This is a genomic window from Acinetobacter sp. 226 (assembly GCF_048147925.1).
Classification (GTDB): domain Bacteria; phylum Pseudomonadota; class Gammaproteobacteria; order Pseudomonadales; family Moraxellaceae; genus Acinetobacter; species Acinetobacter pecorum.
The window spans coordinates 44,963-70,917 of sequence record NZ_JAYWYX010000009.1 but is presented as its reverse complement, the minus strand read 5'-3'; the positions used below and the strand labels follow the sequence as shown (position 1 = coordinate 70,917).

Annotated in this window: 25 protein-coding genes and 1 tRNA gene; 12 read left to right on the top strand and 14 right to left on the bottom strand. The window is 42.6% G+C overall.

Translation table 11 applies throughout. The annotated features are described in order from the left end of the window. Nucleotides 1-64: 64 nt before the first annotated feature. Complete coding sequence (gene uraH / locus VXP95_RS05815; RefSeq protein ID WP_064096644.1) at nucleotides 65-463, bottom strand: hydroxyisourate hydrolase; 399 nt, start codon at nucleotides 461-463, stop codon at nucleotides 65-67. A 70-nt stretch (nucleotides 464-533) separates the two neighbouring features. Next, nucleotides 534-1,031, bottom strand: coding sequence for a GlcG/HbpS family heme-binding protein (locus VXP95_RS05810; protein ID WP_416711660.1), 498 nt, complete (start codon nucleotides 1,029-1,031; stop codon nucleotides 534-536). Between the two features lie 120 nt (nucleotides 1,032-1,151). Here VXP95_RS05810 and VXP95_RS05805 point away from each other — a divergent pair, with 120 nt between their 5' ends. Then, entirely contained in the window at nucleotides 1,152-1,823 is a 672-nt protein-coding gene (locus VXP95_RS05805; protein ID WP_416682091.1) for a heavy metal response regulator transcription factor, read from the top strand. Next, a complete protein-coding gene (locus tag VXP95_RS05800; protein WP_416711659.1) occupies nucleotides 1,820-3,193 on the top strand; it encodes a heavy metal sensor histidine kinase in 1,374 nt (457 codons plus the stop codon). The genes VXP95_RS05805 and VXP95_RS05800 overlap by 4 nt, the downstream gene beginning before the upstream one ends. An 8-nt stretch (nucleotides 3,194-3,201) precedes the next feature. On the opposite strand, the gene VXP95_RS05795 is transcribed toward VXP95_RS05800, so the two are convergent. Continuing rightward, nucleotides 3,202-3,990, bottom strand: coding sequence for an rRNA large subunit pseudouridine synthase E (locus tag VXP95_RS05795; RefSeq protein ID WP_416711658.1), 789 nt, complete (start codon nucleotides 3,988-3,990; stop codon nucleotides 3,202-3,204). Nucleotides 3,991-4,184: 194 nt separating this feature from the next. Here VXP95_RS05795 and icd point away from each other — a divergent pair, with 194 nt between their 5' ends. The 3 genes from icd (at nucleotide 4,185) to VXP95_RS05780 (ending at nucleotide 6,561) form a co-directional block, all read left to right on the top strand. After that, the gene (icd, locus tag VXP95_RS05790) at nucleotides 4,185-5,441 is read left to right on the top strand and encodes an NADP-dependent isocitrate dehydrogenase (RefSeq protein WP_064096649.1); all 1,257 of its coding nucleotides are present in this window, start codon (nucleotides 4,185-4,187) and stop codon (nucleotides 5,439-5,441) included. A 293-nt stretch (nucleotides 5,442-5,734) separates the two neighbouring features. Next, nucleotides 5,735-5,860: a hypothetical protein gene (locus tag VXP95_RS05785; RefSeq protein ID WP_263600643.1), complete on the top strand. Its 126-nt coding sequence runs from the start codon at nucleotides 5,735-5,737 to the stop codon at nucleotides 5,858-5,860. Between the two features lie 143 nt (nucleotides 5,861-6,003). Then, nucleotides 6,004-6,561: a M23 family metallopeptidase gene (locus VXP95_RS05780; RefSeq protein WP_064101860.1), complete on the top strand. Its 558-nt coding sequence runs from the start codon at nucleotides 6,004-6,006 to the stop codon at nucleotides 6,559-6,561. On the opposite strand, the gene VXP95_RS05775 is transcribed toward VXP95_RS05780, so the two are convergent. Both VXP95_RS05775 and VXP95_RS05770 read right to left on the bottom strand, forming a co-directional pair. Then, on the bottom strand, nucleotides 6,540-7,751 hold the full coding sequence (locus VXP95_RS05775) for a YbfB/YjiJ family MFS transporter (RefSeq protein ID WP_416711657.1): 1,212 nt from the start codon (nucleotides 7,749-7,751) through the stop codon (nucleotides 6,540-6,542). The genes VXP95_RS05780 and VXP95_RS05775 overlap by 22 nt on opposite strands. Nucleotides 7,752-7,964: 213 nt before the next feature. Further along, entirely contained in the window at nucleotides 7,965-9,395 is a 1,431-nt protein-coding gene (locus VXP95_RS05770) for a pyridoxal phosphate-dependent aminotransferase (protein ID WP_064101862.1), read from the bottom strand. 228 nt (nucleotides 9,396-9,623) lie between these two features. Between VXP95_RS05770 and msrB the strand changes: the two genes are divergently transcribed. Together msrB and VXP95_RS05760 are read left to right on the top strand one after the other, a co-directional pair. After that, nucleotides 9,624-10,043 (top strand): peptide-methionine (R)-S-oxide reductase MsrB, encoded by a 420-nt coding sequence (gene msrB / locus VXP95_RS05765; RefSeq protein WP_064096653.1) that lies wholly within the window; start codon nucleotides 9,624-9,626, stop codon nucleotides 10,041-10,043. Then, nucleotides 10,040-10,516, top strand: a complete 477-nt coding sequence (locus VXP95_RS05760) for a glutathione peroxidase (RefSeq protein ID WP_064096654.1) — start codon at nucleotides 10,040-10,042, stop codon at nucleotides 10,514-10,516. The genes msrB and VXP95_RS05760 overlap by 4 nt, the downstream gene beginning before the upstream one ends. 103 nt (nucleotides 10,517-10,619) lie before the next feature. On the opposite strand, the gene dapC is transcribed toward VXP95_RS05760, so the two are convergent. From dapC to VXP95_RS05730, 6 genes are all read right to left on the bottom strand, one after another. Continuing rightward, a complete protein-coding gene (gene dapC / locus VXP95_RS05755; protein ID WP_416711656.1) occupies nucleotides 10,620-11,789 on the bottom strand; it encodes a succinyldiaminopimelate transaminase in 1,170 nt (389 codons plus the stop codon). 22 nt (nucleotides 11,790-11,811) lie between these two features. Then, on the bottom strand, nucleotides 11,812-14,478 hold the full coding sequence (glnD, locus tag VXP95_RS05750) for a [protein-PII] uridylyltransferase (RefSeq protein ID WP_416682030.1): 2,667 nt from the start codon (nucleotides 14,476-14,478) through the stop codon (nucleotides 11,812-11,814). 26 nt (nucleotides 14,479-14,504) lie between these two features. Beyond that, nucleotides 14,505-15,719, bottom strand: coding sequence for a formate-dependent phosphoribosylglycinamide formyltransferase (purT, locus tag VXP95_RS05745; RefSeq protein ID WP_416706219.1), 1,215 nt, complete (start codon nucleotides 15,717-15,719; stop codon nucleotides 14,505-14,507). A 91-nt stretch (nucleotides 15,720-15,810) separates the two neighbouring features. Continuing rightward, nucleotides 15,811-16,461: a hypothetical protein gene (locus VXP95_RS05740; RefSeq protein ID WP_416711655.1), complete on the bottom strand. Its 651-nt coding sequence runs from the start codon at nucleotides 16,459-16,461 to the stop codon at nucleotides 15,811-15,813. A 94-nt stretch (nucleotides 16,462-16,555) separates the two neighbouring features. Beyond that, nucleotides 16,556-16,903, bottom strand: coding sequence for an L-valine transporter subunit YgaH (gene ygaH / locus VXP95_RS05735; RefSeq protein WP_416706217.1), 348 nt, complete (start codon nucleotides 16,901-16,903; stop codon nucleotides 16,556-16,558). Beyond that, nucleotides 16,900-17,652: an AzlC family ABC transporter permease gene (locus VXP95_RS05730; protein ID WP_416711654.1), complete on the bottom strand. Its 753-nt coding sequence runs from the start codon at nucleotides 17,650-17,652 to the stop codon at nucleotides 16,900-16,902. The genes ygaH and VXP95_RS05730 overlap by 4 nt, the downstream gene beginning before the upstream one ends. 102 nt (nucleotides 17,653-17,754) lie before the next feature. On the opposite strand from VXP95_RS05730, the gene VXP95_RS05725 reads away from it, so the two are divergent. Further along, complete coding sequence (locus VXP95_RS05725) at nucleotides 17,755-18,252, top strand: hypothetical protein (protein WP_416682023.1); 498 nt, start codon at nucleotides 17,755-17,757, stop codon at nucleotides 18,250-18,252. A gap of 588 nt (nucleotides 18,253-18,840) precedes the next feature. On the opposite strand, the gene ychF is transcribed toward VXP95_RS05725, so the two are convergent. Then, nucleotides 18,841-19,932 (bottom strand): redox-regulated ATPase YchF, encoded by a 1,092-nt coding sequence (gene ychF / locus VXP95_RS05720; protein WP_416682021.1) that lies wholly within the window; start codon nucleotides 19,930-19,932, stop codon nucleotides 18,841-18,843. 296 nt (nucleotides 19,933-20,228) lie between these two features. Between ychF and VXP95_RS05715 the strand changes: the two genes are divergently transcribed. Both VXP95_RS05715 and VXP95_RS05710 read left to right on the top strand, forming a co-directional pair. Next, nucleotides 20,229-20,993, top strand: a complete 765-nt coding sequence (locus tag VXP95_RS05715) for a glutathione S-transferase family protein (protein ID WP_416682020.1) — start codon at nucleotides 20,229-20,231, stop codon at nucleotides 20,991-20,993. Between the two features lie 447 nt (nucleotides 20,994-21,440). Further along, nucleotides 21,441-21,911 (top strand): Lrp/AsnC family transcriptional regulator, encoded by a 471-nt coding sequence (locus tag VXP95_RS05710; protein ID WP_004645518.1) that lies wholly within the window; start codon nucleotides 21,441-21,443, stop codon nucleotides 21,909-21,911. Nucleotides 21,912-21,979: 68 nt separating this feature from the next. Here the strand turns inward: VXP95_RS05710 and VXP95_RS05705 are convergent, their stop codons facing one another. Together VXP95_RS05705 and VXP95_RS05700 are read right to left on the bottom strand one after the other, a co-directional pair. Next, the gene (locus VXP95_RS05705) at nucleotides 21,980-22,729 is read right to left on the bottom strand and encodes a YebC/PmpR family DNA-binding transcriptional regulator (RefSeq protein WP_004731522.1); all 750 of its coding nucleotides are present in this window, start codon (nucleotides 22,727-22,729) and stop codon (nucleotides 21,980-21,982) included. Between the two features lie 248 nt (nucleotides 22,730-22,977). Beyond that, nucleotides 22,978-23,532, bottom strand: coding sequence for a 1-acyl-sn-glycerol-3-phosphate acyltransferase (locus VXP95_RS05700; RefSeq protein WP_064096678.1), 555 nt, complete (start codon nucleotides 23,530-23,532; stop codon nucleotides 22,978-22,980). A gap of 799 nt (nucleotides 23,533-24,331) precedes the next feature. Here VXP95_RS05700 and VXP95_RS05695 point away from each other — a divergent pair. Both VXP95_RS05695 and VXP95_RS05690 read left to right on the top strand, forming a co-directional pair. After that, nucleotides 24,332-24,408, top strand: a tRNA-Ile gene (locus VXP95_RS05695). Between the two features lie 194 nt (nucleotides 24,409-24,602). Continuing rightward, entirely contained in the window at nucleotides 24,603-25,799 is a 1,197-nt protein-coding gene (locus VXP95_RS05690) for a tyrosine-type recombinase/integrase (RefSeq protein WP_416711653.1), read from the top strand. Nucleotides 25,800-25,955 lie beyond the last annotated feature (156 nt).

The window sequence follows — 25,955 nt, the reverse complement described above, 5'->3', positions numbered from 1 at the left end:
TCAATAAAAGAATAACAAGAAAAAAAAGGAAGGCCCAAAGAGGGTGGGCCTTAAGTGGGAGAGCTTAGTTGCCGCGATAGGTTGAATAACCATAGGGGCTTAATAGCAGCGGGATATGATAGTGATTGACTGAGCCATCTACTTCAAAAATCACCGGTACTTCCGGGAAAAAGCTGTTTTGCTTTTGGGTTTTAAACCAGTCACCAGTTTTAAAAGTCACTTTGTAGGTTCCTTTATCAAAGGTTTTATTCTCTGGGTACAGTGCTGTGATACGACCCTGAGGATTGGTCCTTGCTTGTGAAAGCTGTACCCATTTGCCATTTTTCTGTGTTTCCAGCGTCACTTCTACATTCGGAGAAGGTAGGCCATTTTCCAGATTCAGCACGTGTACACTCAGCGGGTTCTGGGCAAAAGAAAGAGTTGCTGCAGTAGTGGCAAGAGTCGCGATTAAGATTTTTTTCATGTTATGTTCCTCGTTGGAATGACGGAATAATGTTTAATCAAAGGAATAAAAAATTACTAATTAAAAGAAATCAAAGCTGCTTTAAGGTGGTTTGAATGCCGCTATTGGCACATTGATGATCCTGTACTGAACCGCCCGCACCTGCGACGCCTACAGCGCCTACAATCTGGTTTTGGTAAATGACAGGGACGCCACCACCCAGTAATAGCAATTCAGGCAAGCTATTCAGATTCTGTGCATCCGGATTTTTCTGGGCATTGCGCATAAAATCCAGTGTGCTGGTTTTAGTTGAATACGCGGTGAAAGCTTTCCGTTCCGCTGCAATCAGGTTGTGAATGCCGACAGATTCATGGCGCTGGCTGGCCAGCAGGTTGCCACCCTGATCTAGAATAACGACTGCCGCCGGCTTGGCCTGTTGCTGACAAGCAAGCATGACGTTGCTGGCCATGAGCTTTGCTACTTCTAGCGACATGACTGGCGCCGTTTTAAATTCTGCATGCGCCACTGAGCTGAGTAGTAATACGCTGCTGAGCAAGGTCAGGGTTGTGTTGGCGATTGAAATTTTCATGGTTATCTTTCATGCAATTGGCTACTGGGGCTATCTTAGAAAAAAATCCGCCAGTGCAGCATGACAATCAGATTACCAATTTGTAATCTAGAACTAGCTAAAAACAGCTAAACTACTGACATGCATATTTTAATTGTAGAAGATGAAGTCAAGATTGCTGAATATCTGGCAAAAGGACTGAATGAGTCAGGTTATAGTACGGCCATCGCAGAAAATGGCGTGCGTGCATTATCGTGTTTGCAGCAACAGTCTTTTGATCTGGTGCTGCTTGATGTGATGCTGCCGGACCTGGATGGCTGGCAGGTATTACAAACCCTGCGAACTTTTAGCCAGATTCCGGTATTAATGCTTACCGCCCGCGATCATGTGCTAGATCGGGTTAAAGGACTGGAGCTTGGTGCCGATGATTATCTGACCAAGCCTTTTTCCTATATTGAATTACTGGCCCGAATTAAAAGTCTGTTGCGCCGTGTGCCGCGTCTGGAGCAGGAGGCCTATCAGATTTCAGATATGGTATTGAACCGCTTAAAGCATGAGGTTTACCGTAACGGACAAAAGATCGACTTGAGCCAGAAAGAATTTGCCCTGTTGCAATTGTTAATGGAACATCAGGGACAGGTGATGACCCGGAGCCAGATTGCGTCCATGGTCTGGAATATCAATTTTAATACTGATACTAATGTGGTCGATGTGGCTATTCGCAGGCTGCGTAGCAAAATTGATGATCATTACACGCCAAAACTGATCCATACCGTACGTGGTATGGGTTATAAGCTAGATGAATGTCCATGAAAAACCCTGTGTTATTGCCGTTGGCAACACGTTTAAGTATTGCATTTGCACTGGTGTCTTGCGTGGTGTTTCTGAGTGTGGCGTTGCTGTCTTATCAAAATATGCAACAGATGATTCAGACCCAGCAGGATCAGGCGCTGGCCGCTCGTATTTCCCGGATTGAGATTTTTCTTGAAGATGCCCAGAGTTTCAAACTTCTGGTCCAGCATCCCAAATTATATGAAAATATGCTGGGACAGGAAGATAATTTACTGTTGCTGCAGCATCAAAAAAGTCGTCTGATCGAAATCAATCCTTTGCAGGTTCATATTCCGGCATTGCATTATTCCTCCAAATTACAGTTTCAGAATAATCAGGCTGAACATCCTTCAACACGTCTGGCTTTTAAACAGGTGCAGTTTGAGGGTCGCAGCTACCAGCTGGTAGCAGGTAAACAGTTGGCAGAAGGACAAAGGGCACTGGCAACCTATTTATCAAAGCTGGTGCTCTATAGTCTGCTTGGTATATTGCTCTCGACCTTTATGGCCTGGCTGGCTGGACGCTATATTCTAAAGTCAATGCGTCAGCTGATGCTGGCGACAGCACAGGTCAATATTCAGCAGCCCAATCAGCACATTGATGTTCAGAGTAATACGCTGGAGGTGCAAGAGCTGAGTCAGGCCATGAACGATATGCTCGGTAATATTCAGTCTGCATATCAGCAGTTGGCACGTTTTTCTGAGGATATTTCGCACGAACTTCGCACGCCATTAAACAATCTAATCGGGCAAACACAGATTCTGTTATCGCGGCCGCGCGAGCTTGCTGAACTGGAAAATCTGCTCTATTCCAACCTAGAAGAATATGAACGTCTAAGCCAGATGATTGAAAGCATGCTGTTTATCGCGCGGGTAGAGCATGGTGGATTTACGGTTGAAAAACAGCATTTCAATCTGAATGAGATGCTGCAAGAATTACTTGAGTACTTCAGTTTTCTGGCTGAAGAAAAGCAGATGCATTTAAAAATTAATGTTCCAGCAGATTTAAGTCTGACTGCCAGCACCGCATTATTACAGCGCGCAGTTGCCAATCTGATCAGCAATGCCATTACTTATGGTCAGCCGGGGAGTGAGATTAGTGTGTCGGCACAGCGACTGAATCATCGCATTAAAATATCGGTGCTGACGCCAGAGGTATGGATTGCAGATGAGCATCATCCGCATTTATTTGAGCGTTTTTATCAGATAGATGACAGCCGACATGAAAAAGCCCAGACGGGTGGTCTGGGCCTTGCCATTGTGCAGTCGATTATGCAGCTCCATCAGGGGGGAGCAACTGTAGAAAATACGCCGTCTGGCGTGGTATTTAGCCTGTCACTACCTGATGAATAGGCTGAGCTTTAACCACGACCCCGGCCACGACCACGTGGTGCCTTGGTATTTGGACGAGTAGTACCATTGGTGCGACGTTTCGGCTTTTCGCTTTCGTCCATTTGCCAGATGCGTTTGGTGCCAGACTTTTTCACGGAACCATCTTTGTTCTTGCGAACGATTGGTTTGCCACCCGTACCCCCCGGCTTCTTCACATAAGAACGTGAACGATATGGTTCTTCAGCAGGGATATTCTGGAAGTCAGGGTAAAGTAATGGCTCAATTTCTCTGGTCTCACCCGGCTGCAATCCCATACGAACCAAATCAATCTCACCAATTTTGGTACGGATCAAACGTAAGGTCGGGAAGCCGACAGCAGAAGTCATGCGACGAACCTGACGGTTACGACCTTCACAGATGGAAATCTCCACCCAAGACGTTGGAACAGAAGCACGGAAACGAACAGGAGGATTACGCTCCCACAACCATTCCGGTTCAGACACTTTTTCAGCACGTGCAGGAAGCGTCATGCCATCTTTCAGCTCAACACCTTTACGAAGCTGTTCAAGGGCCTCGTCAGTAATATCACCTTCAACCTGCACCATATAAGTTTTGAACTTTTTATTGGCAGGATTGGTGATATATTGGTTGAGACCACCGTGATCGGTGAGAAAAACCAGACCTTCTGAGTCCATGTCCAAACGGCCAGCAAGGCGCAGATCTTTGTTGTTGACGAAATCGGCCATGGTAGGATGCTTTTCATCCGGACGGAATTGGGAGAGGACGTCATAAGGTTTGTTTAGAATGACGATTTTCATAGGAAATAACTTCTATAATTACATTAATTTAAAAAATGTAGAGGTTTATTTAAAAGGGAAACTTTGTTATTTCCCGTATAAATCTCAAAAACAACAAATTTGGATTAGAATATTATGCGTTAAGAACAGCTGAAAGTATTGCCTAATTGGCAATTATTTAAGATTTGTCAGCGGCATTAGGGAGAATACTAATAATGGGATATCAAAAAATCGTAGTACCTGTGGATGGTACCAAAATTACCGTAAATGCAGACCTTTCACTCAACGTACCAAATAATCCAATTATCCCATTTATTGAAGGGGATGGAATTGGTGTTGATATTACACCAACAATGCAGGCTGTGGTAGATGCTGCTGTGCAAAAAGCATACGCCGGGAAGCGTTCCATCGAATGGATGGAAGTCTACTGCGGTGAAAAAGCTAATAAAATTTATGGCATTTATATGCCTGAAGAAACTCTGGAAGCGCTGCGAGATTATGTAATATCTATTAAGGGTCCACTGACTACGCCAGTCGGTGGGGGTATTCGTTCCCTGAACGTGGCATTACGCCAGGAACTGGATTTATATGTCTGTGTGCGTCCGGTACGCTGGTTTGAAGGTGTTCCGTCACCGGTACATCATCCGGAACTGACCGACATGGTCATTTTTCGTGAGAATTCAGAAGATATTTATGCCGGAATTGAATGGAAAGCAGATTCTCCCGAAGCAAAAAAAGTGATCAAGTTTCTGAAACAAGAAATGGGTGTAACCAACATTCGCTTTGAAGACAATTGCGGGATCGGGATCAAGCCTGTCTCCAAAGAGGGTAGCCAGCGACTGGTGCGTAAAGCTATCCAGTTTGCTATTGAGAATGACAAGCCGAGTGTGACCTTGGTACACAAAGGCAATATCATGAAATACACTGAAGGGGCGTTTAAAGAATGGGGCTATGAAGTTGCGCTAGAACGTTTTGGTGGAGAGCTTTTGGATGGTGGACCGTGGGTTAAAATCAAAAATCCAAGAACAGGTAAAGACATTATTATTAAGGATGTCATTGCCGATGCTTTCTTGCAGCAAATCTTGATGCGTCCGGCAGATTATTCCGTGATTGCCACACTGAACTTAAATGGTGATTATATTTCTGATGCGCTTGCTGCGGAAGTCGGGGGAATCGGGATTGCACCAGGTGCCAATATTGGCGGTTCGATTGCAGTCTATGAAGCAACCCACGGGACAGCGCCTAAATATGCCGGACAAGATAAGGTGAATCCAGGCTCGATTATTCTGTCTGCAGAAATGATGCTGCGCGATATGGGCTGGACAGAAGCTGCCGACCTGATCATTAAGGGTATTTCAGGGGCAATTGCGGCAAAAACGGTGACCTATGATTTCGAGCGCCTGATGCCAGGTGCAACTTTACTTCGTTGTTCTGAGTTTGGTCAGGCCATCATTGACAACATGGATGCTTAAAACTGTAATTTATAAATCAAAACCTGCATTAACTGCGGGTTTTTTTATAGCTGCTTTTTCACTAAAAGTTTAAGTGATTTTAGCTGAAAGTTAAAATGGGTATCAGGCTGCAAATTTATGTAAGAAGTGTAATAAGCCCCAAAATGATTCGCTCATAGCTGAATGACTTAGTGAAATTTGTATTACATTAACGTATTTGGATACAGCTCAGCGATTGGCTTATTTTGTATACACGGTACAGTAATGAATGGAACTTCCAGTGATATAGAGACGGTTCTCTAAAGGAGTATATAATGGCGAAAACTAGAGCGAAGCATAAGCAGGTCCAGCAAAAAGACAAGCAGAACAATGCTCAGAACGAAGAGCAACAACAGCAACAACAACCATCGAAACCATCTCGCGCAAAAAAACGCAGGTAATCTCTTTTTTAACCTAAATAACAAAGCCCTCATGTGAGGGTTTTGTTATTTAAAAGCTTATATAAAATCATCACTAAAAATAACAGGATTATGATTTTAAATTAGGCGGTTGTGATTAAGATAAAAGTCATTTATTTAATTAGATGCGAATATTGGTGAAATTTCTTTGGATTATAAGCTTACTGTTGTCTATGGGGTTTTTACTGACGGCCTGTCAGCCACCGCCGTCAGGTCAGGCAGCGGGATGGAAAAGCCCATATCTATATTGGCAATTACAAAGAACCGAGTTAGAAGCGCCGCTACAGATTCCGGTGGAAGGGGTTAGAGTCGGCCAAATCAATGATACCTGGGGAGCAGCACGTAGTGCTGGTCGCAAACATGAAGGTACAGATATTTTTGCCAAACGTGGTACACCTGTATTTAGTGCGACTCAAGGTATTGTAGGGAAGATTGGGACCAATAATCTGGGTGGAAAAATCATCTGGGTGACCGGTCCAAATATGAGCCAACATTATTATGCACATCTGGACGATTATGCAGAACATATTCAGGAAGGTGACTGGGTTGAGGCAGGTGAAGTTATTGCTTATGTGGGTAATACGGGTAATGCTAAAAATACCCCGCCGCATTTACATTATGGGATTTATTTAGGGGGGCAAGGGGCTACCAATCCGTATCCTTATTTGGTACCTTCTCCTTGAGTAGAATCTGGCTGAATGTGTTTGTTGGTTTTGAGTCTGGAGAAACCTGTATACCAGAATAGTTGCATTGTTCCCAATAAAAGGACAAATGCAGCCAATATAAACTGCTGATGGTAGCTTAATCCCAGATACTGTAGGGTACTGAAACTGAGGCCACCGATCAGCTGAACAGTGGCAAAACATAAGGTGGCAATACTCCAGAGTTTTTTATAAGCCAATCCATACAGTTGCAAAATGGTATAAGAGGTCAGGAAGACCACAGCGGGATTTAGCATCCCGGTAAAAAAGGAAGAGCTAAAAGTGAGTAAGGGATAGGCATCTAGAGTCGCAATAAAAATGGCCATAATATAAAGGCTATAAAGAATTTTCAGTGCAGCAAAATTACCCCATTTTCTGGCCAGTGCATAAGCACTCAAGGCACCTAAGGCACTGCCTAGTCCATACAGAATCCAGTTGAAATTAATCCAGAACAAGCTCAATCCCAACTGCTGGCTTAAATAATCAATCCAGAAGAGTGAATGCGGTATATAGGCGAATGCACTACAGGCGTATACCGTCAATAAACTATAAAAAATACTATTCAGAGGGAGATGAGCGGTAACAGCAGGTGCCTGTAGAGAAAGATAGGGTTTAAACTGCTGTAGTAGTAAGCTTAAAACAGTAGACATAAGCAGGGCAAAGCCCCACAAGATCAGCCATGCAGTCTGGACGGAAATTTGATCCAGATAGGGCAGAAACAGGGTTGCAACTAAAACACCTACTCCAATTCCGCTAAAACCAATAAAGTTGATTTTAAGACGGTCTTGAAGTTCACAGCACTGCGCGACCACACTCGGCGATAAGATCATCATTAGTCCACCGCTGATCCCGGAAATAATCCGCCAAGCGATATACCATGCTTCAGAAAAACCAGAAAATGCACAGCACATCAGGCTGAACATGCCGGCAAAGGCTGAAATTTGAATATAAGTGCTCATACTCCGGTCTTGAGGCAGGCGCATGGCGGTAAATGCGCCGATCAAATAGCCCAGCAAATTGGCACTGCCCAAGAGACTGGCAAAATCTGTACTCCAGCCAAAGGCTTCGCGTGTACCAGGTAACAGGGCGGTATAAGAAAAACGAAGAATACCAATACCTAAGCACATGCTAAGACAGAGGAGCAGGCTGAGTTTTATTGTATTTGAGGACATCCGTGTACTCATAGAATTTTATATTTGGTCAAAAAATAACATGAATTTTTATGGTTGAGGAGGAATTGCCCGTTAAGAAACCCTGGAGTACAGAAATTTGTGCAAGAAAACCGCCAGGCTTTTTAAAATGTATAAGTTAAAACCTGAACTTTTCAAAAAAGTAAAAAAAACCGCATTTAAAAATGCGGTTTTTTATATCGTCTAGTGCTGGAATTAACGCATCTTGGCCAGGAAACGACCAACACGCGTAATAGCTTCACGCAGTTCATTTTCAGCCGGCAGGAATACTACACGGAAATGATCGGGTGTCGGCCAGTTAAAGCCTGTACCTTGAACCAGAAGTACTTTCTCTGCACGTAACAAATCCAGCATCAGTTTTTCATCGTCCTGAATTGGATACACATTCGGATCCAGTTTCGGGAAGCAGTACATTGCACCTTCAGGCTTGACACAAGATACTCCGGGGATCTCGTTCAGCATTTCCCAGGCAATGTTGCGCTGTTCATATAAACGCCCACCAGGACGAATCAGGTCGTTAATGGACTGATAACCGCCCAGCGCAGTCTGAATCGCATATTGTGCCTGATGATTGGCGCACAGGCGCATCGACGCCAGCATATCCAGACCTTCGATATAATCTGCTGCACGAGACTTGTCACCAGTGATTGCCATCCAGCCCGAACGGTAACCGGCAATACGATACGCTTTAGACAAGCCGTTAAATGATACGCAAAGTTGATTACCTGCCAAGGCAGCCACAGCAACATGCTCGATCCCATCGTAGACAATTTTGTCATAGATTTCGTCAGCAAATAAAATCAGGTCATATTTCTTGGCCAAGTCGACGATTTGTTGCAAGACATGACGTGGGTAAACCGAGCCAGTCGGGTTATTCGGGTTAATAATCACAATGCCGCGGGTATTCGGCGTGATTTTGCTTTCCATGTCGGCAATATCTGGATACCAGTGATTTTCTTCATCACATTTATAGTGAATCGCTGTACCGCCAGACAAATTCACTGCTGCCGTCCAGAGTGGATAATCTGGCATCGGAATCAGCATTTCATCGCCATCATCCAGAAGGCCTTGCATGGCCATTACGATCAGTTCCGATACCCCATTACCGACATAGACGTCATTGACGTGCATATCCAGAATACCTTTTTGCTGGTAATACTGGCAGATGGCCTTACGCGCCGGGAAAATCCCTTTGGAATCGGTATAGCCAATCGCATTTGGCAGGTTTAAAGCTACATCATTGATAATTTCTTGCGGAGCTTCAAAGCCGAATGGGGCAGGGTTACCAATATTTAATTTAATGATTTTATGGCCAGCTTCTTCCATCTCTATGGCCGCTCGTAACACAGGTCCGCGAATGTCGTAGCAAACATGATCAAGCTTGGATGATTTCTTGATTTCGCGAGGGGATTGGATAGTGTTCGGCATTTTGATGTTCTCGGATGGAGTGGAGGTCACTTTTGCATAACGATATAAATAACTTTTAAATGTCTCAGTTGTGACTAGATCGAGATGGTGATCATCGCGGAGTAGTGCAACAATTTTCTCATGCGTAAATCCAAGCTGTTGATACTGTTTGATCACAGGCAGCAGATTTTTAAAAATTACGCTCTTCTTTTGCGACATTTTTTAATCCTGAGCAAATTTAAAACTAAGGATATCACTAAATTTGCTCACATAGAATCATTTAATACATAAATTGCTTACTTATATATTTTGCATTTGCTTACTTTTTGCTTTTATGGGCATTATTATCTTTTGTAAAATATTGAATAAAGACTAGAATTTTTAAAATGAATCACGTAAATATAGGATTATCCTATTTTAAATAGCAAGATAAAAAGGTGCGTAAGCATGGGAAAACTCAATAAAACAGACCGTGAGTGGCAAAGAGAGTTATCACCTGAGGAATTTCGCATTACCCGCGAGAAAGGCACAGAGCCGGCATTTACTGGAAAATACTGGAATACTAAGCAAGATGGAACCTATGTTTGCCGTTGCTGTGGCACCCCGCTGTTCTCATCAGAGACCAAGTATGACAGCGGCTGTGGCTGGCCAAGCTTCTACCGTCCTATCAGCAATTCAGTAGTAGAAGAATTACCTGATACTTCACATGGAATGGTCAGAACCGAAATTGTTTGTCATCATTGTGACGCACATTTAGGGCATGTTTTTCCGGATGGTCCGGAACCGACAGGCTTACGTTATTGTGTCAACTCGGCTTCTCTAGATCTAGAAACACAAGAAAAAAATGATGAGGAAACCTATCCATGACTAACATTTATCAGTTTGAAGCTGAATTGTTAAATGGCAAAAGCAAGGCGCTTGCGGATTATGAAGGCAAGGTACTTTTGATTGTCAATACAGCGAGTAAGTGTGGTTTTACCCCCCAGTTTTCAGGATTGGAAAAACTCTACGAAAAATATAAAGATCAAGGTCTGGAAATTTTAGGCTTTCCATGTAACCAGTTTGGTGGTCAAGATCCAGGTTCCAATGAACAGATTGGTGAATTTTGCCAGAAAAATTACGGGGTATCTTTCCCGATGTTTTCCAAGGTGGACGTCAAAGGCCCTGAGGCACATGCTATTTTTCGCTATTTGACCAATAATTCCAAAGGTATTTTAGGCAATGGGATTAAATGGAATTTTACCAAGTTCCTGATCGGACGTGATGGCAAGGTATTGAACCGTTTTGCTCCGACCACCAAGCCTGAAGATCTTGAAGATGAAATTGCAAAAGTATTGTAATCATTAGCGTCATCTTCTCAGTATGAGATAAAAATAGAGCTCATCTGATTTCAATTTAAAAAACCCACTTTAAACCAGTGGGTTTTTTAGTTTTGATCAAAACTTAGAGAATGGCTTTCAGGCGTCGAATAACCTCTTCACATTGCGTCAGATCGGCTACGAGTGCCAGACGTACATGATGTTCACCCGGATTACCCTGTCCGGTATCGCGAGATAAATAGCGACCCGGAAGAACTTTAATATGTGCTTCTTCCATCAGGCGTTTGGCAAAGGCTTCATCGTTGTCGACTTTTAACCAGTAGTAGAAGCCCGCATCTGGCTTTTTCAAGGGCAATAAATGTCCGAGTTCCTGTTGAAATAAATCAAACTTGGCCCGGTATTGCACCCGGTTTTCTTCCACATGTGCTTCATCATCCCAGGCAGCGATCGACGCCAGTTGATGTTGTACCGGCATCGCTGCACCGTGATAAGTACGATATTGCAAATAAGGTTTTAACAGATTCGCGTCACCAGCAACAAAGCCTGAACGCATGCCCGGGAGGTTAGAACGTTTAGACAGTGAATGGAACACTACACAGTTTTTATAGTCATCCCGGCCGATTTCTGCACAAACTTCCAGTAAACCTACAGGTGCCTCATCAAACCACAGTTCCGAATAGCATTCGTCTGAAGCAATCACAAAGTTGTATTGATCCGACAGGGCAATCAGTTTTTTAAACTGTTCTTTGGATAATACTGCTCCGGTTGGATTGCCCGGGGTGCAAACAAATAGCAGTGCAGTTTTTTCCCAGACTTCTGCCGGAACAGCATCAAAATCACCAAGGTAATTGTTCTCCTCAGTACAGTTGATGAAATAAGGTTTGGCACCTGCGAGCAGTGTTGCACCTTCATAAATCTGGTAAAACGGATTCGGCATGACCACATAAGGTGCCTCTTCACGATTCACCAAAGCCTGTACAAACGAGAAAATCGCTTCACGCGTACCGGAAACAGGCAGGATATTGCTGTCTGCACTGATGCTATTTAGCTGAAAACGGCGCGTCAGCCATTGGGCAATACTTTCACGTAGCTCCGGCAAGCCTTTGCTGTTTGGATACGTCGACAAATGCTTGAAATTATCAATAATGGCTTGTTTCACAAACTCCGGTGCAGGATGCTTTGGTTCCCCAATCGACAGGGGAATTAATGGCATATTAGCAGGCTGGATATCCGCAAAAAGCTGATTTAACTTTTCAAACGGATAAGGATGCAGTAGAGACAAGCTAGAGTTCATGAATGTGTTACCGAGCAAAATGTTAGTGTTGGCCGCTGACCTGATGTGAAGCCTCATCCAGGGCAGCTTTGAGCGCAGCTGCAAATTCCTGAGACTCCGTTGGGGTCATTGGTATACCATTCTTTTTGGTGACAAAGAATATATCTTCGGCACGTTCGCCAAGTGTGGCAATTTTGGCAGAGTGGATATCCAGGCCTTGCATCATAAATAAACCACCGATTTTGGCAAGTAAACCAGGGTGATCGAGGGTGGCAATTTCAACCATATTTTGATTCAAGGCAGGATTGATACTGATATCGACTGTATTTTCAATATCGAAATGACGTAATTGACGTGGGATCCGGCGCTGCATCAAGCCCGGATATTCATCTGAATGACTTAAGGCATCTTTTAGGGCTTCAATGACTGTGGCTTCGCGTTCCGGATCGGTCAATAAGGTACCAAAACGGTCGAGTACCACATAGGTATCCAGACTGAAGGCTTTGGTGGCAGTAATAATTCGAGCATCTTGTACATCCAGATTCATACGATCCAGAATAGCTACCGTGGTGGCAAACAGGTTGGGTTGATCCTGCGTATAAATAAAGATCTGTACCGCATCCTGGGCGTAATTACGATGTGCCCGCATCAGCACCAGCGGGGCAGGATTGTCGCCGTGCTGTAAAATGGCACGGGTATGCCAGGCAATTTCATCTGCTGTTTCTTTGAGGAAATAGTCATCACCAAGTTCCTGCCAGACTTTTTCTACCTCATCCAGTGAAAAGTCCTGAACCAGAAGTTCACTGGCTGCAAATTTAGTATCTTCAATCAGCATTTGATAATCAACCGGACGGCCCAGACCAGAACGGATTACGTCACGTGCCTGAGTATATAGTTGACGCATTAACGAGGCGCGCCAGGTGTTCCAGAGCTTCGGATTGGTGGCGTTAATATCGGCTACCGTCAGGGTGTATAAATAATCCAGATGCTCCATGTCGCCCATTTTTTCGGCGAACTCCTTGACCACATCCGGATCGGAAATATCTTTTTTCTGGGCAGTGACAGACATTACCAGATGATTCTGGATCAGCCAGGCCACTAGGTTGCTTTCGCGTTCGGTAAAGCCGTGACTACGGCAAAACTTGATCGCATCGCTGGCGCCAAGTTCACTGTGATCACCACCGCGACCTTTGGCAATATCATGGAAAATTGCTGCCAGATAGACGATGTCACGACGGGTCAGACGCTGGAATACTGAACTGACCACCGTGAATTCTTTGGCAAATTCAGGTTCTTTAAAGCGGTTTAAATTGCGTAGCAACAATAAAGTATGCGCATCGACCGTATAGATGTGGAACAGATCATATTGCATCAGCCCCATAATCTGACCAAAGGCCGGAATATAATTTCCGAGCACACCGTAACGCTTCATGGAGACCATGGTGTCGTACAGCCGATGCGGTGAGCGGATAATTGCCATGAACAGCGCCTGATGCACCGGATTATCACGAAAATCCTGATTAATGCGTTTTCCAGCCAAGGTCAGCAGGCGTAAGGTACGCGCACGTATGCCTTCGATCTCGGGACGGTTGGCCAACAGATAGAAAATTTCCAGAATTGCGCTTGGATTTTCCGAGAAAATCTTGTGATGCTGGACAGCCAGTTTGCCATCGACCAGTTTGAAATTTTCATTAATTTCTTCAATCTGGCGTTCATATTGCGGCAAACGCGGGGTAATCACCGATTCGTTGAAATAAGCCAGCAACATTTCGTTCAGCGTCGATACCTGCTGTGCAGTGCGATAATAACGCTTCATGAACTGTTCGATAGGATAGTTTGGGTGGTGGCCTTCTTCACGCACATAGCCGAACTTGGCTGCAATATCACGCTGATAATCAAATAATAAGCGGTTTTCATCGCGCTTGGTCAAGCGGTGCAGATGATGGCGGATTTCCCAGAGGAAACTTTCGGCTTCCTCAAGTACACCGAGTTCAAATTCTGAAATAAAACCGAGATGTACCAGATCATAAATCCGGTTGACGCGGAAATGCCGTTTGGCAATCCAGCCAATCTGGTTAATGTCACGGATACCACCTGGCGCATTTTTAATATCCGGTTCCAGATTGCTTTCAGTATTGTTGTGCTGAGCATAACGCTTGTGCTGCTCATCCATCTTGGCATCAAAAAAGGTTTTGTCGGTCCATGTACGTGACACGATGCGACGTGGCCATTTGCACAGATTTTCATTGCCAGTGATCAGGCGTGCTTCGATGAGGGTGGTAGCTACACTCAAGTCACTACTGGCCTGATTGACACATTCATTGATGGTACGGACACTGATGCCTGGTTTGAAATTCCCAACATCCCATAGCGATGAAATAAATATAGAAATCAGCTGTTCCTGTTCTGGGCTAATCTCATCTTCTGACAAGATCATGATATCGACATCAGAATAAGGCAGCATTTCACGGCGGCCATAGCCCCCGACAGCAAACAGAGCCAAATCAGTTTGATCCAGTTCGGCATGCTGCCAAAGAAACTGCAGGGCTTCATCGATCAGGTTGGAGCGTGCCAGAATAATATCTCGAATCGACTGCCCATTTTCAAAACTTTCCTGAAGCTGATTTTCGACATCACTGCGCCATTGATTGATGGCTTTAATGTCATGGTTGCTTTTAGCGTAATTCAGCAGTGGATGGGTGTTGATCATGTACAGTCGTCCGTTGGTATTTCAGTTTAGTTCTGGTTGACACTAACCTGGCTTGCTGCCTGTAGTGCCAGTTCACGTGCCTGTTCGATAGTTTCTGCACGTGCAGTGGCGACACCCATGCGGCGACGTTTAAAGCCTTCCGGTTTGCCAAACAGGCGCAAATCAGTGTTGCCGTCTGCTAAAGCAAGATCCAGGCCAGAAAAGGAAAGATTGCGTCCATCGACTCCGGCATAAATCACCGCGCTGGCAGCTGTACTATGTCGTGCAGTATTCACCGGCAAGCCTAAGATAGCACGTGCATGCAGTTCAAATTCACTTTGGAATTGTGAAGCTAAAGTCACCAGTCCGGTATCGTGCGGACGAGGGGAAACCTCACTAAACCATACCTTGTCACCTTTTACAAAGAGTTCCACACCAAAGATTCCGCAACCACCGAGTGCTGCAGTAACCTTGTTGGCAATACGTTTGGACTCTTCCAGCGCGGCCGGAGTCATCGGCTGAGGTTGCCAGCTTTCCACATAGTCGCCCGAGTCCTGACGATGTCCGATTGGATCGCAGTAAGACGTTTCGATTTCGCCAGTTGCCGGATTTTTGGCACGAACAGTCAATAAGGTAATTTCAAAATCAAAGTCAATCTGTGATTCTACAATGACGGTGCCCTGATTGACCCGACCTCCAGTTTGTGCATATTCCCAAGCCGCATCGACTTCATCAAAGCAGGTGACACGAGACTGGCCTTTACCTGAAGATGACATCACTGGTTTCACAAAATTTGGATAGCCGACATCGTCGCAGGCTGCACGGAAAGACTCTAGACTGTCGGCAAACCGGTAATCTGAAGTGGGCAGACCAAGTTCTTCTGCAGCCAGACGACGAATGCCTTCACGGTTCATGGTCAGATTAACGGCTTTGGCAGAAGGAATGACCGTAGCAATGTTCTGGGCTTCAATCTCAAGCAGAACTTCGGTTGCAATGGCTTCAATTTCAGGCACGATTAAATGTGGCTGGATTTGATTGATGAGTTGTTTAAGTTCTACAGCATCTGCCATATTCAAGGTATAGGAATAATGCGCAACCTGCATGGCAGGGGCATGATCATAACGGTCAGCAGCATGAACTTCGACTCCAAGACGTTGCAGGGAAATCACCACTTCCTTGCCCAGTTCACCAGAACCCAATAATAGAACTTTGTAGGCAGAAGATTGAAGTGGAGTACCAATAGTCACGCTCATGTGTGTCATCCATGCTTGATTTTATGGACTTTTAGCATAGCAGAACTGAGCCGGCAGTTAAGCCAAGATTCATATAAAATTGTGATATTACCTAACAATTTTATTTATAAAGTTTTCTAATATTATCCGGGCTTGAAATTGAGGTATTGGTGAGTGACTCAACTGGTTTTGCTAAAGGATAAATCCGGCTTGGTGGATTTAACTTTTCCATGTCCAGAAGATGCGCTGGACTTAGAGCGAATAGATGTAGTAGTTTTCGAGTTTGTGCTCGTCTATAAGAATAAAATGCCAACATCGGTAATCCGACCAAAATCGATGCTAACAATAAACCCCAGAAGCTAAAGAGAGTTGCCTCCTGCACGGCACGTTCAAAACTTGTGCTAACCAGAAAGAAAAAGCCCGTCAGCAAAATCAGGGAAAGAGCTATAATTTTGATTAAATTAGGAATGATCCGATGCATCCAGCTCCAGCGACTAAAAATGATGGTGCTGGGATGTAAATGTAAAACTTGCTGAGTGTGATTCAACATGGCTATGATTTTATTCTGGCCATTTTTCTGTATATAAACCATACGGACTTGATCCGCTGGCTGCACATGTACTTCCACAAAATGTCCGGTAAAGTTTTGAGCATTGATAAAACATTTAAAATACTGTCCCAGTACTTCATGTCGATGGAATAAGGTTAACATTTCATCGCGCCGATGATGAATAAAGATTTTTCCTTCAATCATCTGTTTGACTTCAAACATGCGCATCCTTCCTTGTTTTTATTGTTATATAAAAAAAGACCTATACTATGAGTTTAGCATAAGCCTTTGTCTTGATTGATTAATCATTTAAACCTTAAAAAGGCATAGGTACATAGGTATACACCAGACCATAGGTCAGCGCTGCAGTCAGGGTCGCCATAACGATCCGTTTAAACTTGAAGTACAAAGCAATAAGCACAATAAAGCCGACCAGCATCGCAAAACTTTTATTCGGTGTTTCTAATAAAGGCGGCAGGGTGGCAACCACCAACATGGAGCTGATCGCAGCAATACCGATTGAGCCCAAAGCAATTTTTAGCCACAATGCTCCACGTTTTTGCGAACCTTGCTGAAATTTCTGAATCACAAAAAAAGGTCCGAAACGGGAAGCGAAATTGGCAATGCCGACTATAATTCCCACCAGAATAATCTCTAGATTCATGCTTGATCTCCTGCGTGTTCAGGGTCTGGCTGTTTCAGAATATAGTGCTTGAACAGGCCGGTAAAAATACCCGAACTAATCCCGATAAAAATCGCGGCAGACAAGTCGATAAAGTAACAGGCAATCGCAGACACCAGAATTGTGACGGCTACTACAAAAGTATGTTTCTTTTCAAAGGCTGCCAACAAGAAACTCAGGAATAGTGCAGGTAACAGGAAGTCTAGTGCAGCCTGCAAGAACTGTGGCAAGTTGCTGACCTGATCGGCAAACAATCCACCGAGGAAAGATCCGAGAGCCCAGGACATCCAGCTAAACAGGCTTAAACCCAGCATCCATGATTCCGACCACTCTTGACGCCGTTGCGAGAGCTTGATCATGCCAGAGGCAAAGACTTCATCGGTCAGACCCCAAGACCAGATTGCTGTTTTCTTTAAATTGAGCCGGTCTTGAATCAGGTTTTGCAGCGCCGGACCATAGAGCAGATGGCGAATATCTAAAGCTATTACCGTTAATGCCGTCATCCAGATAGATGTTCCACTGCCTAAAAGAGCGACCACCAAAAACTGGCTGGCACCTGCATACATTGAGCAGGACAGGAACAAGGCTTCCCAGGCGGTAAAGCCAAACTGGGTGGCTGAAACACCAAACGCAAACGACACCGGTAAATAAGTGAAGATAATTGCTTGGCTATCTTTTGCACCTTGCCAGAAGCCAGCAGGTTGGGTAGCGAGTTGATTCGGTTCAGACACGACACACCTTGAAGAAGAGTGGAACGATGGGTCAAATGGAGATTGTGTATTCTACGTGAATTTAATAGCATAGGCCGAAATGTTTAAATTGGCGAGCCTGATATGTGGATGTTCAAGACACGCGCAATGCTGACTGCTGCTTTAATAGGCACGGCAATGTTATTACAAGCGTGTGGGAATGACAGTCAATCGACTGATAAGCCAGAAATTAAACCGGCACCTAAACTGAGCAATGATGCGACGACTTATGCCAAGGCTGCCTGGCAGCTGATCAATGAAGTGGACCCACTGGTTTATGATAAAGAAGTGGATCAACTGGAAAGTCAGGTACGTCAACCGGTACGTAAACTGAGTACAGAGTGGCGTATTAATGTCAAAATGACAGATTCGGTGACTGAAGGGAAATATGCCCTGTGCCGTAAGGCCTTGACCAGTCTCGATATCTGGGCGCGCACTATCATCGAAAATGGTAATGGCCTGTCACAAAAACAGGCAGATTATGAACGGGATAAATTGCAATGCCAGAATGCGATTGCCAATCCTGCACTGGGAAATACTGATCCTAAACAGAAGGGTACAGCGATTGCCAATATGCAATAAATCCCTATTTGTTCAAATTTGCCCAAAAAAGCCAGTCATTCAGCCTGGCTTTTTAGCAAAATAAACTCTAAAAATAGGGCATCCATACCTGTTCCAATAAAAGCCGAATACATCACAGATCAGGAATGTGCTGCCAATCATGCGTTGTATTAACGTACGTGTAGACATGGCCGATCTCCTCAAAGATTTAAAGTATGTTCAACGCTTCGAAATAACGATAATTTACTGCTTCTCATTTTGTGCCTGCTGTACCTGCATGGATATTATTGATAGAAGTTTGATGAAGCTTACTTATAATAAATTGCCATGGTCTTGCTATCGATATGAAGTTCTAGCGCATTTTATAGGCATCATAAGGCAATGCAGGCGGGGGATAGCTCATCGTCAGGATTATTTGAGTAAGATAAAGCTGGGTTAATTTTCATAAGATTTAAGATAGGCTTTAATTAAATCTTCATATATGCGAATCATTATTATTGTTAATGCGTGTTGATATTGTGCGCTGACAGCAAGGTTGTTATATGTATGTAACCTCTTTTAAAAGCAATAAAAAAGCCCCAAGAAGGGGCTTTTTTAAACGGTAAATACTTAAACGTTAAAACGGAAGTGTAAAACGTCACCATCCTGAACGATGTAAGTTTTACCTTCTAGACGCCATTTACCGGCTTCTTTCGCTCCAGCTTCGCCGTTGTACTGCACGAAATCATCATAAGCGATACATTCTGCACGGATAAAGCCTTTTTCAAAGTCGGTATGAATCACACCAGCTGCCTGTGGTGCAGTTGCGCCAACTTTCACGGTCCAGGCACGAACTTCTTGCACGCCCGCGGTAAAATAAGTTTGTAGGCCAAGCAGTGAATAACCTGCACGAATGACCACGTTTAAACCCGGCTCTTCCATACCCATTGCTTCAAGGAATTCAGCACGGTCTTCATCTTCAAGCAATGAAATTTCAGCTTCAATCTGGTTGCAAAGTGGCACTACAATCGCATTTTCTTCAGCAGCTAATTTTCGCACTGCATCTAAATGCGGGTTGTTTTCAAAACCGTCTTCAGCAACGTTGGCAATATACATGGTTGGTTTAAGCGTCATTAAGCCAAAACCACGAACCAGTTTACGTTCGTCATCATCTAGGTCCGCTGCGCGAGCCGGTTTACCTTCATTTAGTAAAGGCAGGATCTTTTCCAGCACTGCTTTAGTGGCAATCGCTTCTTTGTCGCCACCTTTGGCAGATTTGGTTAAACGGGTAACAGCTTTCTCAACAGTGTCCAGATCTGCAAGCGCAAGTTCGGTATTGATCGTTGCGATGTCATCTAGTGGATCAATACGACCATTCACATGAATGACGTTTTCATCTTCAAAACAGCGCACAACATGAGCAATCGCATCAGTTTCGCGAATATTTGCCAGGAACTGGTTGCCTAAGCCTTCGCCTTTAGATGCGCCCGCTACCAGACCAGCAATATCTACAAATTCCATAGTAGTTGGAATAATACGTTGCGGTTTAACAATTTCTGCCAATTTGTCTAAACGTGGATCAGGAACAGGCACAATCCCGGTGTTTGGTTCGATCGTACAGAAAGGGAAGTTTTCTGCAGCAATAGCAGCTTTGGTTAAGGCATTGAAAAGTGTAGATTTACCAACGTTCGGCAAGCCGACAATACCGCAATTAAAACCCATGAAATAACTCACAAAAGCGTTATATAAAAATTGCCCCCGATTTTACATGAAAGCACGGCTAAAGTCAGGTCATGCGCTTGCGGTTTATTACAATCAAATACTTCTGGCTGCCTGATAGGGGCTGTCAGGCTTAACAGAATTTGTCATGATTCCGTTAAATATGGAGATATAATCACCCAGTATTTTACTTTTGAATAAAAATCACATTGTTTTTCTAAAATTGAGTGACTAAAGTATCCGAATAAAACAGTGGCTTACACATGCCCTGATCCAATAATCATAAACATGGAGTATACATGCGAACTTTATACCAGTTTCCGTTATCTCACTTTTGCGAAAAAGCACGTTGGATGCTGGACCATAAAGAGCTGAATTATGTTGCTCACAATCTGATTCCCGGAGTACATCGCGCTTTTGCCCGCTTGAAAACCGGTCAGAATCGTCTGCCTATTTTGCGCGATCAGGACCGCTGGATCGCAGATTCCACCCAGATTGCTTTATATCTGGATGATACTTATCCAGAGCACCGCTTATTGTATGCAGAAGGACATTTTCGAAATAAAGCTTTAGAAATTAATGAAATTACGCTGGAATTAGGTCGCCATGTCCGCCGCTGGATGCTCTCTCAAGCACTGACTTCTGATCATGAGTCTCTGGATATCTTAATTGGGGAGCAGGGCTACCTGCGCCAGTTTGAAAAATTTTCCAAACCTTTATTGAAAGCAATGGTTGCCAAGGGGTATGCCTTGAATGAAGAAACCGTAGCAGAATCCAAACAGCATATTGAGGTGGCTGTACAGCAACTGAACCAAATGCTGGTCAGTCAAGGTGGGCACTATTTTGTCGGAAATCGTTTAGGTCTGGCAGATATTGCGGTTTGTTCCATGTTGGCACCGCTTTTGGCGATTCCAGGTACACCGTGGGAAAAGGAGAATTTTGAAAGCTTGTCTGAAGAATATCGTGACTATCAGCAGTACTTGAATCAGCTGCCACTAGGTGAATATATTTGCCGTACTTACCGAGCTGAACGTAATGCACGGGTAGACTGGCGTGGTGTATAGGTTTAATGCTACCAGAATTAAAGCCAGATAAGATTTACCCAGTCAAAGTCATTTAAAATAGTGAAAATCCCTTCGATCATGCTCGCATATCCAGATTGCCACAGATAGCAAAACCACGCATGATTTTTCACCTGCCCATCCGCCAACTCAATCGATAATAACCACCGAAATTATAATTATCGATTGTATTGATAATCTTAAATCGCTGAAAAATTTAGATGATTATCTATTTTAAGCCTCTTTGTATGAATCTAATTTCATGTACTTAAAAGATGCCAGTTGAGTCAGGCGAATGATAGCCGGATCTGCGAAGATATTGTAAAACTTCTACGATTTGAAAAATATTTTCAGAATATTAAATTTTTGTGAAAAATAAATAATTGTTGTATAACAGAGAAAGTGCAAAAATTTCTGCATCTATTGTTTATTGATATATAGAGTACAAAAATGGAACTGGATCGTTTCGATAAACATATTCTGGAAATATTGACTCATGAAGATGTCAATTTGAATGAGCTGTCCGAGCGGGTGAATTTATCTGTCAGTTCGGTGCATCGCAGGATCAAACACTTAATAGATCATAATATTATTAGTGGCTTAAAGCGCGAAATCAATTACCAGAAATTGGGTTTCAGCTTGCATGTGCTGTTACAGGTATCTTTAAGCAAACATGACAGCGATACTTTTGCCAAATTTCTGGAAGAACTGGAAAGTATTCCTGAAGTGATTAATGCCTTTTTGGTCACTGGTCAGTCGGCAGATTTTATTGTCGAAGTGGTGGCACGTGATATGGAAAATTATAGTGAAATCTTGCTCAAGCGGATTGGGAAGATTGAGCATGTGGTTGCACTGCATTCGAGCTTTGTTATTAAAGAATATAATGTCTTTAACTGTAGTGGGTTACTCAATAAGGTTTAATCCCAGACGAGCGTGGCAGAAAGCAATAAAAAACGCACCCAGGGGTGCGTTTTTTGAATCAGTGATAGTTAAGCATCAAGTTCTGCTAAAACGGCATCTGAGAATTCAACATTGGTATATACGTTCTGGACATCATCCAAGTCTTCAAGCATATCAATCATTTTCATGATTTTTTTCGCTTGATCGATGTCTGTGATTTCTGCTTTGGTTGAAGGGCTCATCACTACTTCAGCGTTATCGGATTTTAAGCCTGCAGCAGTTAGAGCATCTTGAACATCACCGAAAGCTTCAGGTGTGGTAATGACCAGGATTTCATCTTCAGTGACTTCAATATCTTCAGCACCTGCTTCTAATGCCACTTCCATGATTTGATCTTCCAAAGACACATCTTCAAAAGTGATCTCGCCACGTTTAGTGAACAGGAAGGCAACCGAGCCGTTGGTGCCTAGGTTACCGTCAGTTTTAGAGAAGCAATGACGTACGTCAGGTACGGTACGGTTCAAGTTGTCAGTCATGGTTTCAACAATAACCGCAACACCACCTACACCATAACCTTCGTAGGTCACTTCTTTCAGGTCGTCGTTATCTTCGCCACCAGCACCACGTTGAATGGCACGGTTGATCACGTCACGTGTCATATTCACTGATAATGCTTTTTCAACCACAGCACGTAGACGAGGGTTGCTTGCAGTATCTGGACCACCAAGCTTTGCAGCAGTGGTTAATTCACGAATGTATTTGGTAAAAACTTTACCACGACTCGCATCTTGTTTTGCTTTGCGATGCTTAATATTGGCCCACTTGGAATGACCCGCCATGCGAACTATGCTCCTTGTAGATTGGCTGTATGCCTATCAGAATGCCGAAATTCTACCATAAGCGTTTTTTTAAAAAAAAGTGCCTGGATTTGAGATTTCAGGATAAAAACAAAAAAAGTGCAATATCGAGAAAAATATTCTAAAGAGGATAAGGGGATTTATAATTCTATTTATGCATTTATATAGACAGATGACCAAGGCATAACAGCAAAATTGCTGTTTATGCCCGTACTTTTCTTTTAAAAAGCTTATTCAGGAATAACGATATCCAGACCAACTTTGTCTTTATAAAGTTGCTTGATCAAAGCCAGGTCATGCGCAAGGTCTGTTGGATAGATCTTGCCCAGAATGCCACCTTGCTTAGTTTTGGAGTTGGCATATAACAGCACGATCGGTACATTGGCAGCCTTGGCAATATGCCAGAAACCGGTGCGAATCGGTTTGCGCGCTTCACCCTGTTTGGCCCGTGTTGCTTCTGGTGCAATCACCAGATTAAACTTTTCATTGTTCTGAAAATGTTCCACCATCTGGGTCACGATATCTTTATTGGCCTTGCGGTCAACTGGAATACCCCCTACAGCTTTTAATAGCGGTTTGAATGGACCTTTAAATAATTCTTTTTTAATTAGGGTGTGAATTTTGAGGTCATAAATCTGGAACAGTGCAATTGACAATACCGCATCCATCATTGAAGTGTGTTCAAATCCAATAATGACCTGTTTGTCTTCAAGCACATCTGGTTCGACATGATATTGCCAACCTGCAAGTTTAAATGCAGATTCGCCAAGGAATTTATTTAGCATAAGTACAGAGAAGTAAAAACCGTATGAAGAGAACTGCATAATTTCATCCTGTTCGATGATACAGTCAATAGGCTTTCCAATAAAATCGGTGAATAATGTAAAAATCTATGATTTATTCATTTTTTTTAAATTAAAAATTAAGAGTTAAAATATATAAGAAAAATCACACTAATATTTTATGAGTATTACTGAATATAAAAAAAGTCTTAAAATGGTGAAAAAATGACTATTCAGAACACATTTTAATTATTAGACTTTTGTCGAAGAAGAGACCCTATACAGGTCTTTTCTATTTTCGTATTCTTTCTACGCTGAGATTGAAAAGTATGACTTACATTGCAGCCTTTATAGTGTCTATGCTGATTTTGGCACTCATAATTGTATGGTCTTTAATCGAAATCAAACAGGATTTGCGTAAAGACGAAGAAATGAAGTCTGAATTCTAGTGGTTACCTCTGTTTCGGCTAAATGCTTTTTTCTCTAAATCTCTGTTCATCTAATAAAGAATTTTGATACCTTATAGATATACTAAGACTTTAAATCTATCAATTTCAGGATGAGATCGATAAGATGGGGTTGAAATTCAGAGGTTCATTTGTTTTGAATTGCCTGTTATTTTCTCAAGCCTGAGAAGGCTCTTATACTGAAGTCTTAAATAACCGATATTCTGGTTTAGACAACTCACTCATAATTGCTGCCTAAATGTTCAAGTGGTCATAAAATTACTTGTCTTTCCAAAAAATCTTAGCTAGTATTCATGACGCCTGAACTTATTGATAAATAAAGTTTTCAGCATTTAGGGCCTATAGCTCAGTTGGTTAGAGCAGCGGACTCATAATCCGTTGGTCGACAGTTCAAGTCTGTCTGGGCCCACCAGTTTTTTGTAATCATATGCACAGTTTTGTAATGATTTGATATATAAACCCATGAATTATAATGATTCATGGGTTTTTTATTTCTGCTTTTTGCACAACTATGTTTGGCTATGCACAGCTTTATTTGACCCTCTTGTGTATCCAATCTTGTATCCGATACTCTTTCTGCATTACTCGGATACAAGAGATTTTGTTATGAAAAGAGCGGCTTTAGATAACATCAAACAAATCAAAGATACCCATCTTCTCAATCTTGAACCTGAGGATAAGGAGTATCGTATTTCATGTGATGCTGGGCTTTATTTTCGTGTATCACCAAAAGGAAAAAAAACTTGGCAAGTCCGCTTTAAGGATGAGGTAGGGAAGTGGAAATGGCACAGTATTGGAAGTTATCCGCAGTTATCGCTTGTAGCAGCTAAACTTGAAGCTTCAACTATTTTTCTTAAGTTACAGCAAAATGAAAAAGTATTAACAAAAAAAGAAATTGAATTGCAAAAGATTGAGGAACAACAACTTAATTTAAAAAGTTTGATGTATGACTGGCTTGATACTAAGAAAACAACTTGGGCTGCAATAACAATAAAGAAAGAAACTCAATCAATTGAAAAACGTATCTTATCTGTTTTTGGTGAATTGGATTTCACCAAAATTTCACCTCAACAATGGCTGAAATTTTTTCAGGATATGCTTAGAAGTGAAAGTATTTACAATCGTGTAGAGAAACTAGTTTCACATTGTCGCAATGCTTATGATCTTGCAAAGTTTCATGGACAAATAGAGTCGAACCCTTTGGATGGAATTTTGAAGTATCTTGATAAAGGTAGTAAAGGGAATATGAAGCATGTCAGTCTTCAGGAACTGCCCGAGTTGGTGCAGTCTATTCGAAGCTATAGAAATTCGCATACAGCAATTGCTTTAGAGTTACTTGTTATTCTTTTTCCTCGACCACAAGAATTGCGCTATGCAAAATGGCAAGATTTTGACTTTGAGAAAAAAATCTGGATAAAGCCTGCCGAAACAATGAAATGTGGTATTACCCATGTTGTACCTTTACCAAAACAGGCAATAGAACTGTTATTTAAATTAAAAGAAATTAGGACAGTATCGGATTTTTTATTTCCTAGCAGAGATAGCCTTATACAGCCAATGAGTGAAGCAACTTTAAATAATGCTTTGAAAAATCTAGGCTATCGAGGCCGTCAAAGTCCACATGGGTTTCGACATATTGCAAGTACTGCCTTGAATAATAAATTTAGTGATAAAGAACAAGTAATTGAAGCTTGTTTAGCGCATAAAAAACATGGTGTAAAAGCTGTTTATGACAAAGCTACACATTTAGACGAACGAATTGAAATTATGCAATGGTGGGCTGATTTTATATCAGAAATTTAAGAATAATGTACGACTTTATTGCACAAAGATTTCATAACTATATGATTTTAAAAGTTTTGATTATTTTTTAATCCAAAATTAAATTTATTTAAATCAGATGCTTACATATTTATGCAACAAAGCCATAATGTACTCATTGTAATATATGATTTTTTA

Excerpts from the sequence above, each read along its gene's own strand:
- ychF (WP_416682021.1), bottom strand. The coding sequence starts at position 19,932 with ATGGGTTTTAATTGCGGTATTGTCGGCTTGCCGAACGTTGGTAAATCT.
- VXP95_RS05725 (WP_416682023.1), top strand. The coding sequence starts at position 17,755 with ATGTGGATGTTCAAGACACGCGCAATGCTGACTGCTGCTTTAATAGGC.
- dapC (WP_416711656.1), bottom strand. The coding sequence starts at position 11,789 with ATGAACTCTAGCTTGTCTCTACTGCATCCTTATCCGTTTGAAAAGTTA.
- VXP95_RS05805 (WP_416682091.1), top strand. The coding sequence starts at position 1,152 with ATGCATATTTTAATTGTAGAAGATGAAGTCAAGATTGCTGAATATCTG.
- VXP95_RS05715 (WP_416682020.1), top strand. The coding sequence starts at position 20,229 with ATGCGAACTTTATACCAGTTTCCGTTATCTCACTTTTGCGAAAAAGCA.
- icd (WP_064096649.1), top strand. The coding sequence starts at position 4,185 with ATGGGATATCAAAAAATCGTAGTACCTGTGGATGGTACCAAAATTACC.
- uraH (WP_064096644.1), bottom strand. The coding sequence starts at position 463 with ATGAAAAAAATCTTAATCGCGACTCTTGCCACTACTGCAGCAACTCTT.
- VXP95_RS05785 (WP_263600643.1), top strand. The coding sequence starts at position 5,735 with ATGGCGAAAACTAGAGCGAAGCATAAGCAGGTCCAGCAAAAAGACAAG.
- VXP95_RS05810 (WP_416711660.1), bottom strand. The coding sequence starts at position 1,031 with ATGAAAATTTCAATCGCCAACACAACCCTGACCTTGCTCAGCAGCGTA.
- glnD (WP_416682030.1), bottom strand. The coding sequence starts at position 14,478 with ATGATCAACACCCATCCACTGCTGAATTACGCTAAAAGCAACCATGAC.
- VXP95_RS05705 (WP_004731522.1), bottom strand. The coding sequence starts at position 22,729 with ATGGCGGGTCATTCCAAGTGGGCCAATATTAAGCATCGCAAAGCAAAA.
- VXP95_RS05740 (WP_416711655.1), bottom strand. The coding sequence starts at position 16,461 with ATGTTTGAAGTCAAACAGATGATTGAAGGAAAAATCTTTATTCATCAT.
- VXP95_RS05800 (WP_416711659.1), top strand. The coding sequence starts at position 1,820 with ATGAAAAACCCTGTGTTATTGCCGTTGGCAACACGTTTAAGTATTGCA.
- VXP95_RS05690 (WP_416711653.1), top strand. The coding sequence starts at position 24,603 with ATGAAAAGAGCGGCTTTAGATAACATCAAACAAATCAAAGATACCCAT.
- msrB (WP_064096653.1), top strand. The coding sequence starts at position 9,624 with ATGGGAAAACTCAATAAAACAGACCGTGAGTGGCAAAGAGAGTTATCA.
- VXP95_RS05770 (WP_064101862.1), bottom strand. The coding sequence starts at position 9,395 with ATGTCGCAAAAGAAGAGCGTAATTTTTAAAAATCTGCTGCCTGTGATC.
- purT (WP_416706219.1), bottom strand. The coding sequence starts at position 15,719 with ATGACACACATGAGCGTGACTATTGGTACTCCACTTCAATCTTCTGCC.
- VXP95_RS05700 (WP_064096678.1), bottom strand. The coding sequence starts at position 23,532 with ATGCTAAATAAATTCCTTGGCGAATCTGCATTTAAACTTGCAGGTTGG.
- ygaH (WP_416706217.1), bottom strand. The coding sequence starts at position 16,903 with ATGAATCTAGAGATTATTCTGGTGGGAATTATAGTCGGCATTGCCAAT.
- VXP95_RS05780 (WP_064101860.1), top strand. The coding sequence starts at position 6,004 with ATGCGAATATTGGTGAAATTTCTTTGGATTATAAGCTTACTGTTGTCT.
- VXP95_RS05760 (WP_064096654.1), top strand. The coding sequence starts at position 10,040 with ATGACTAACATTTATCAGTTTGAAGCTGAATTGTTAAATGGCAAAAGC.
- VXP95_RS05795 (WP_416711658.1), bottom strand. The coding sequence starts at position 3,990 with ATGAAAATCGTCATTCTAAACAAACCTTATGACGTCCTCTCCCAATTC.
- VXP95_RS05710 (WP_004645518.1), top strand. The coding sequence starts at position 21,441 with ATGGAACTGGATCGTTTCGATAAACATATTCTGGAAATATTGACTCAT.
- VXP95_RS05775 (WP_416711657.1), bottom strand. The coding sequence starts at position 7,751 with ATGTCCTCAAATACAATAAAACTCAGCCTGCTCCTCTGTCTTAGCATG.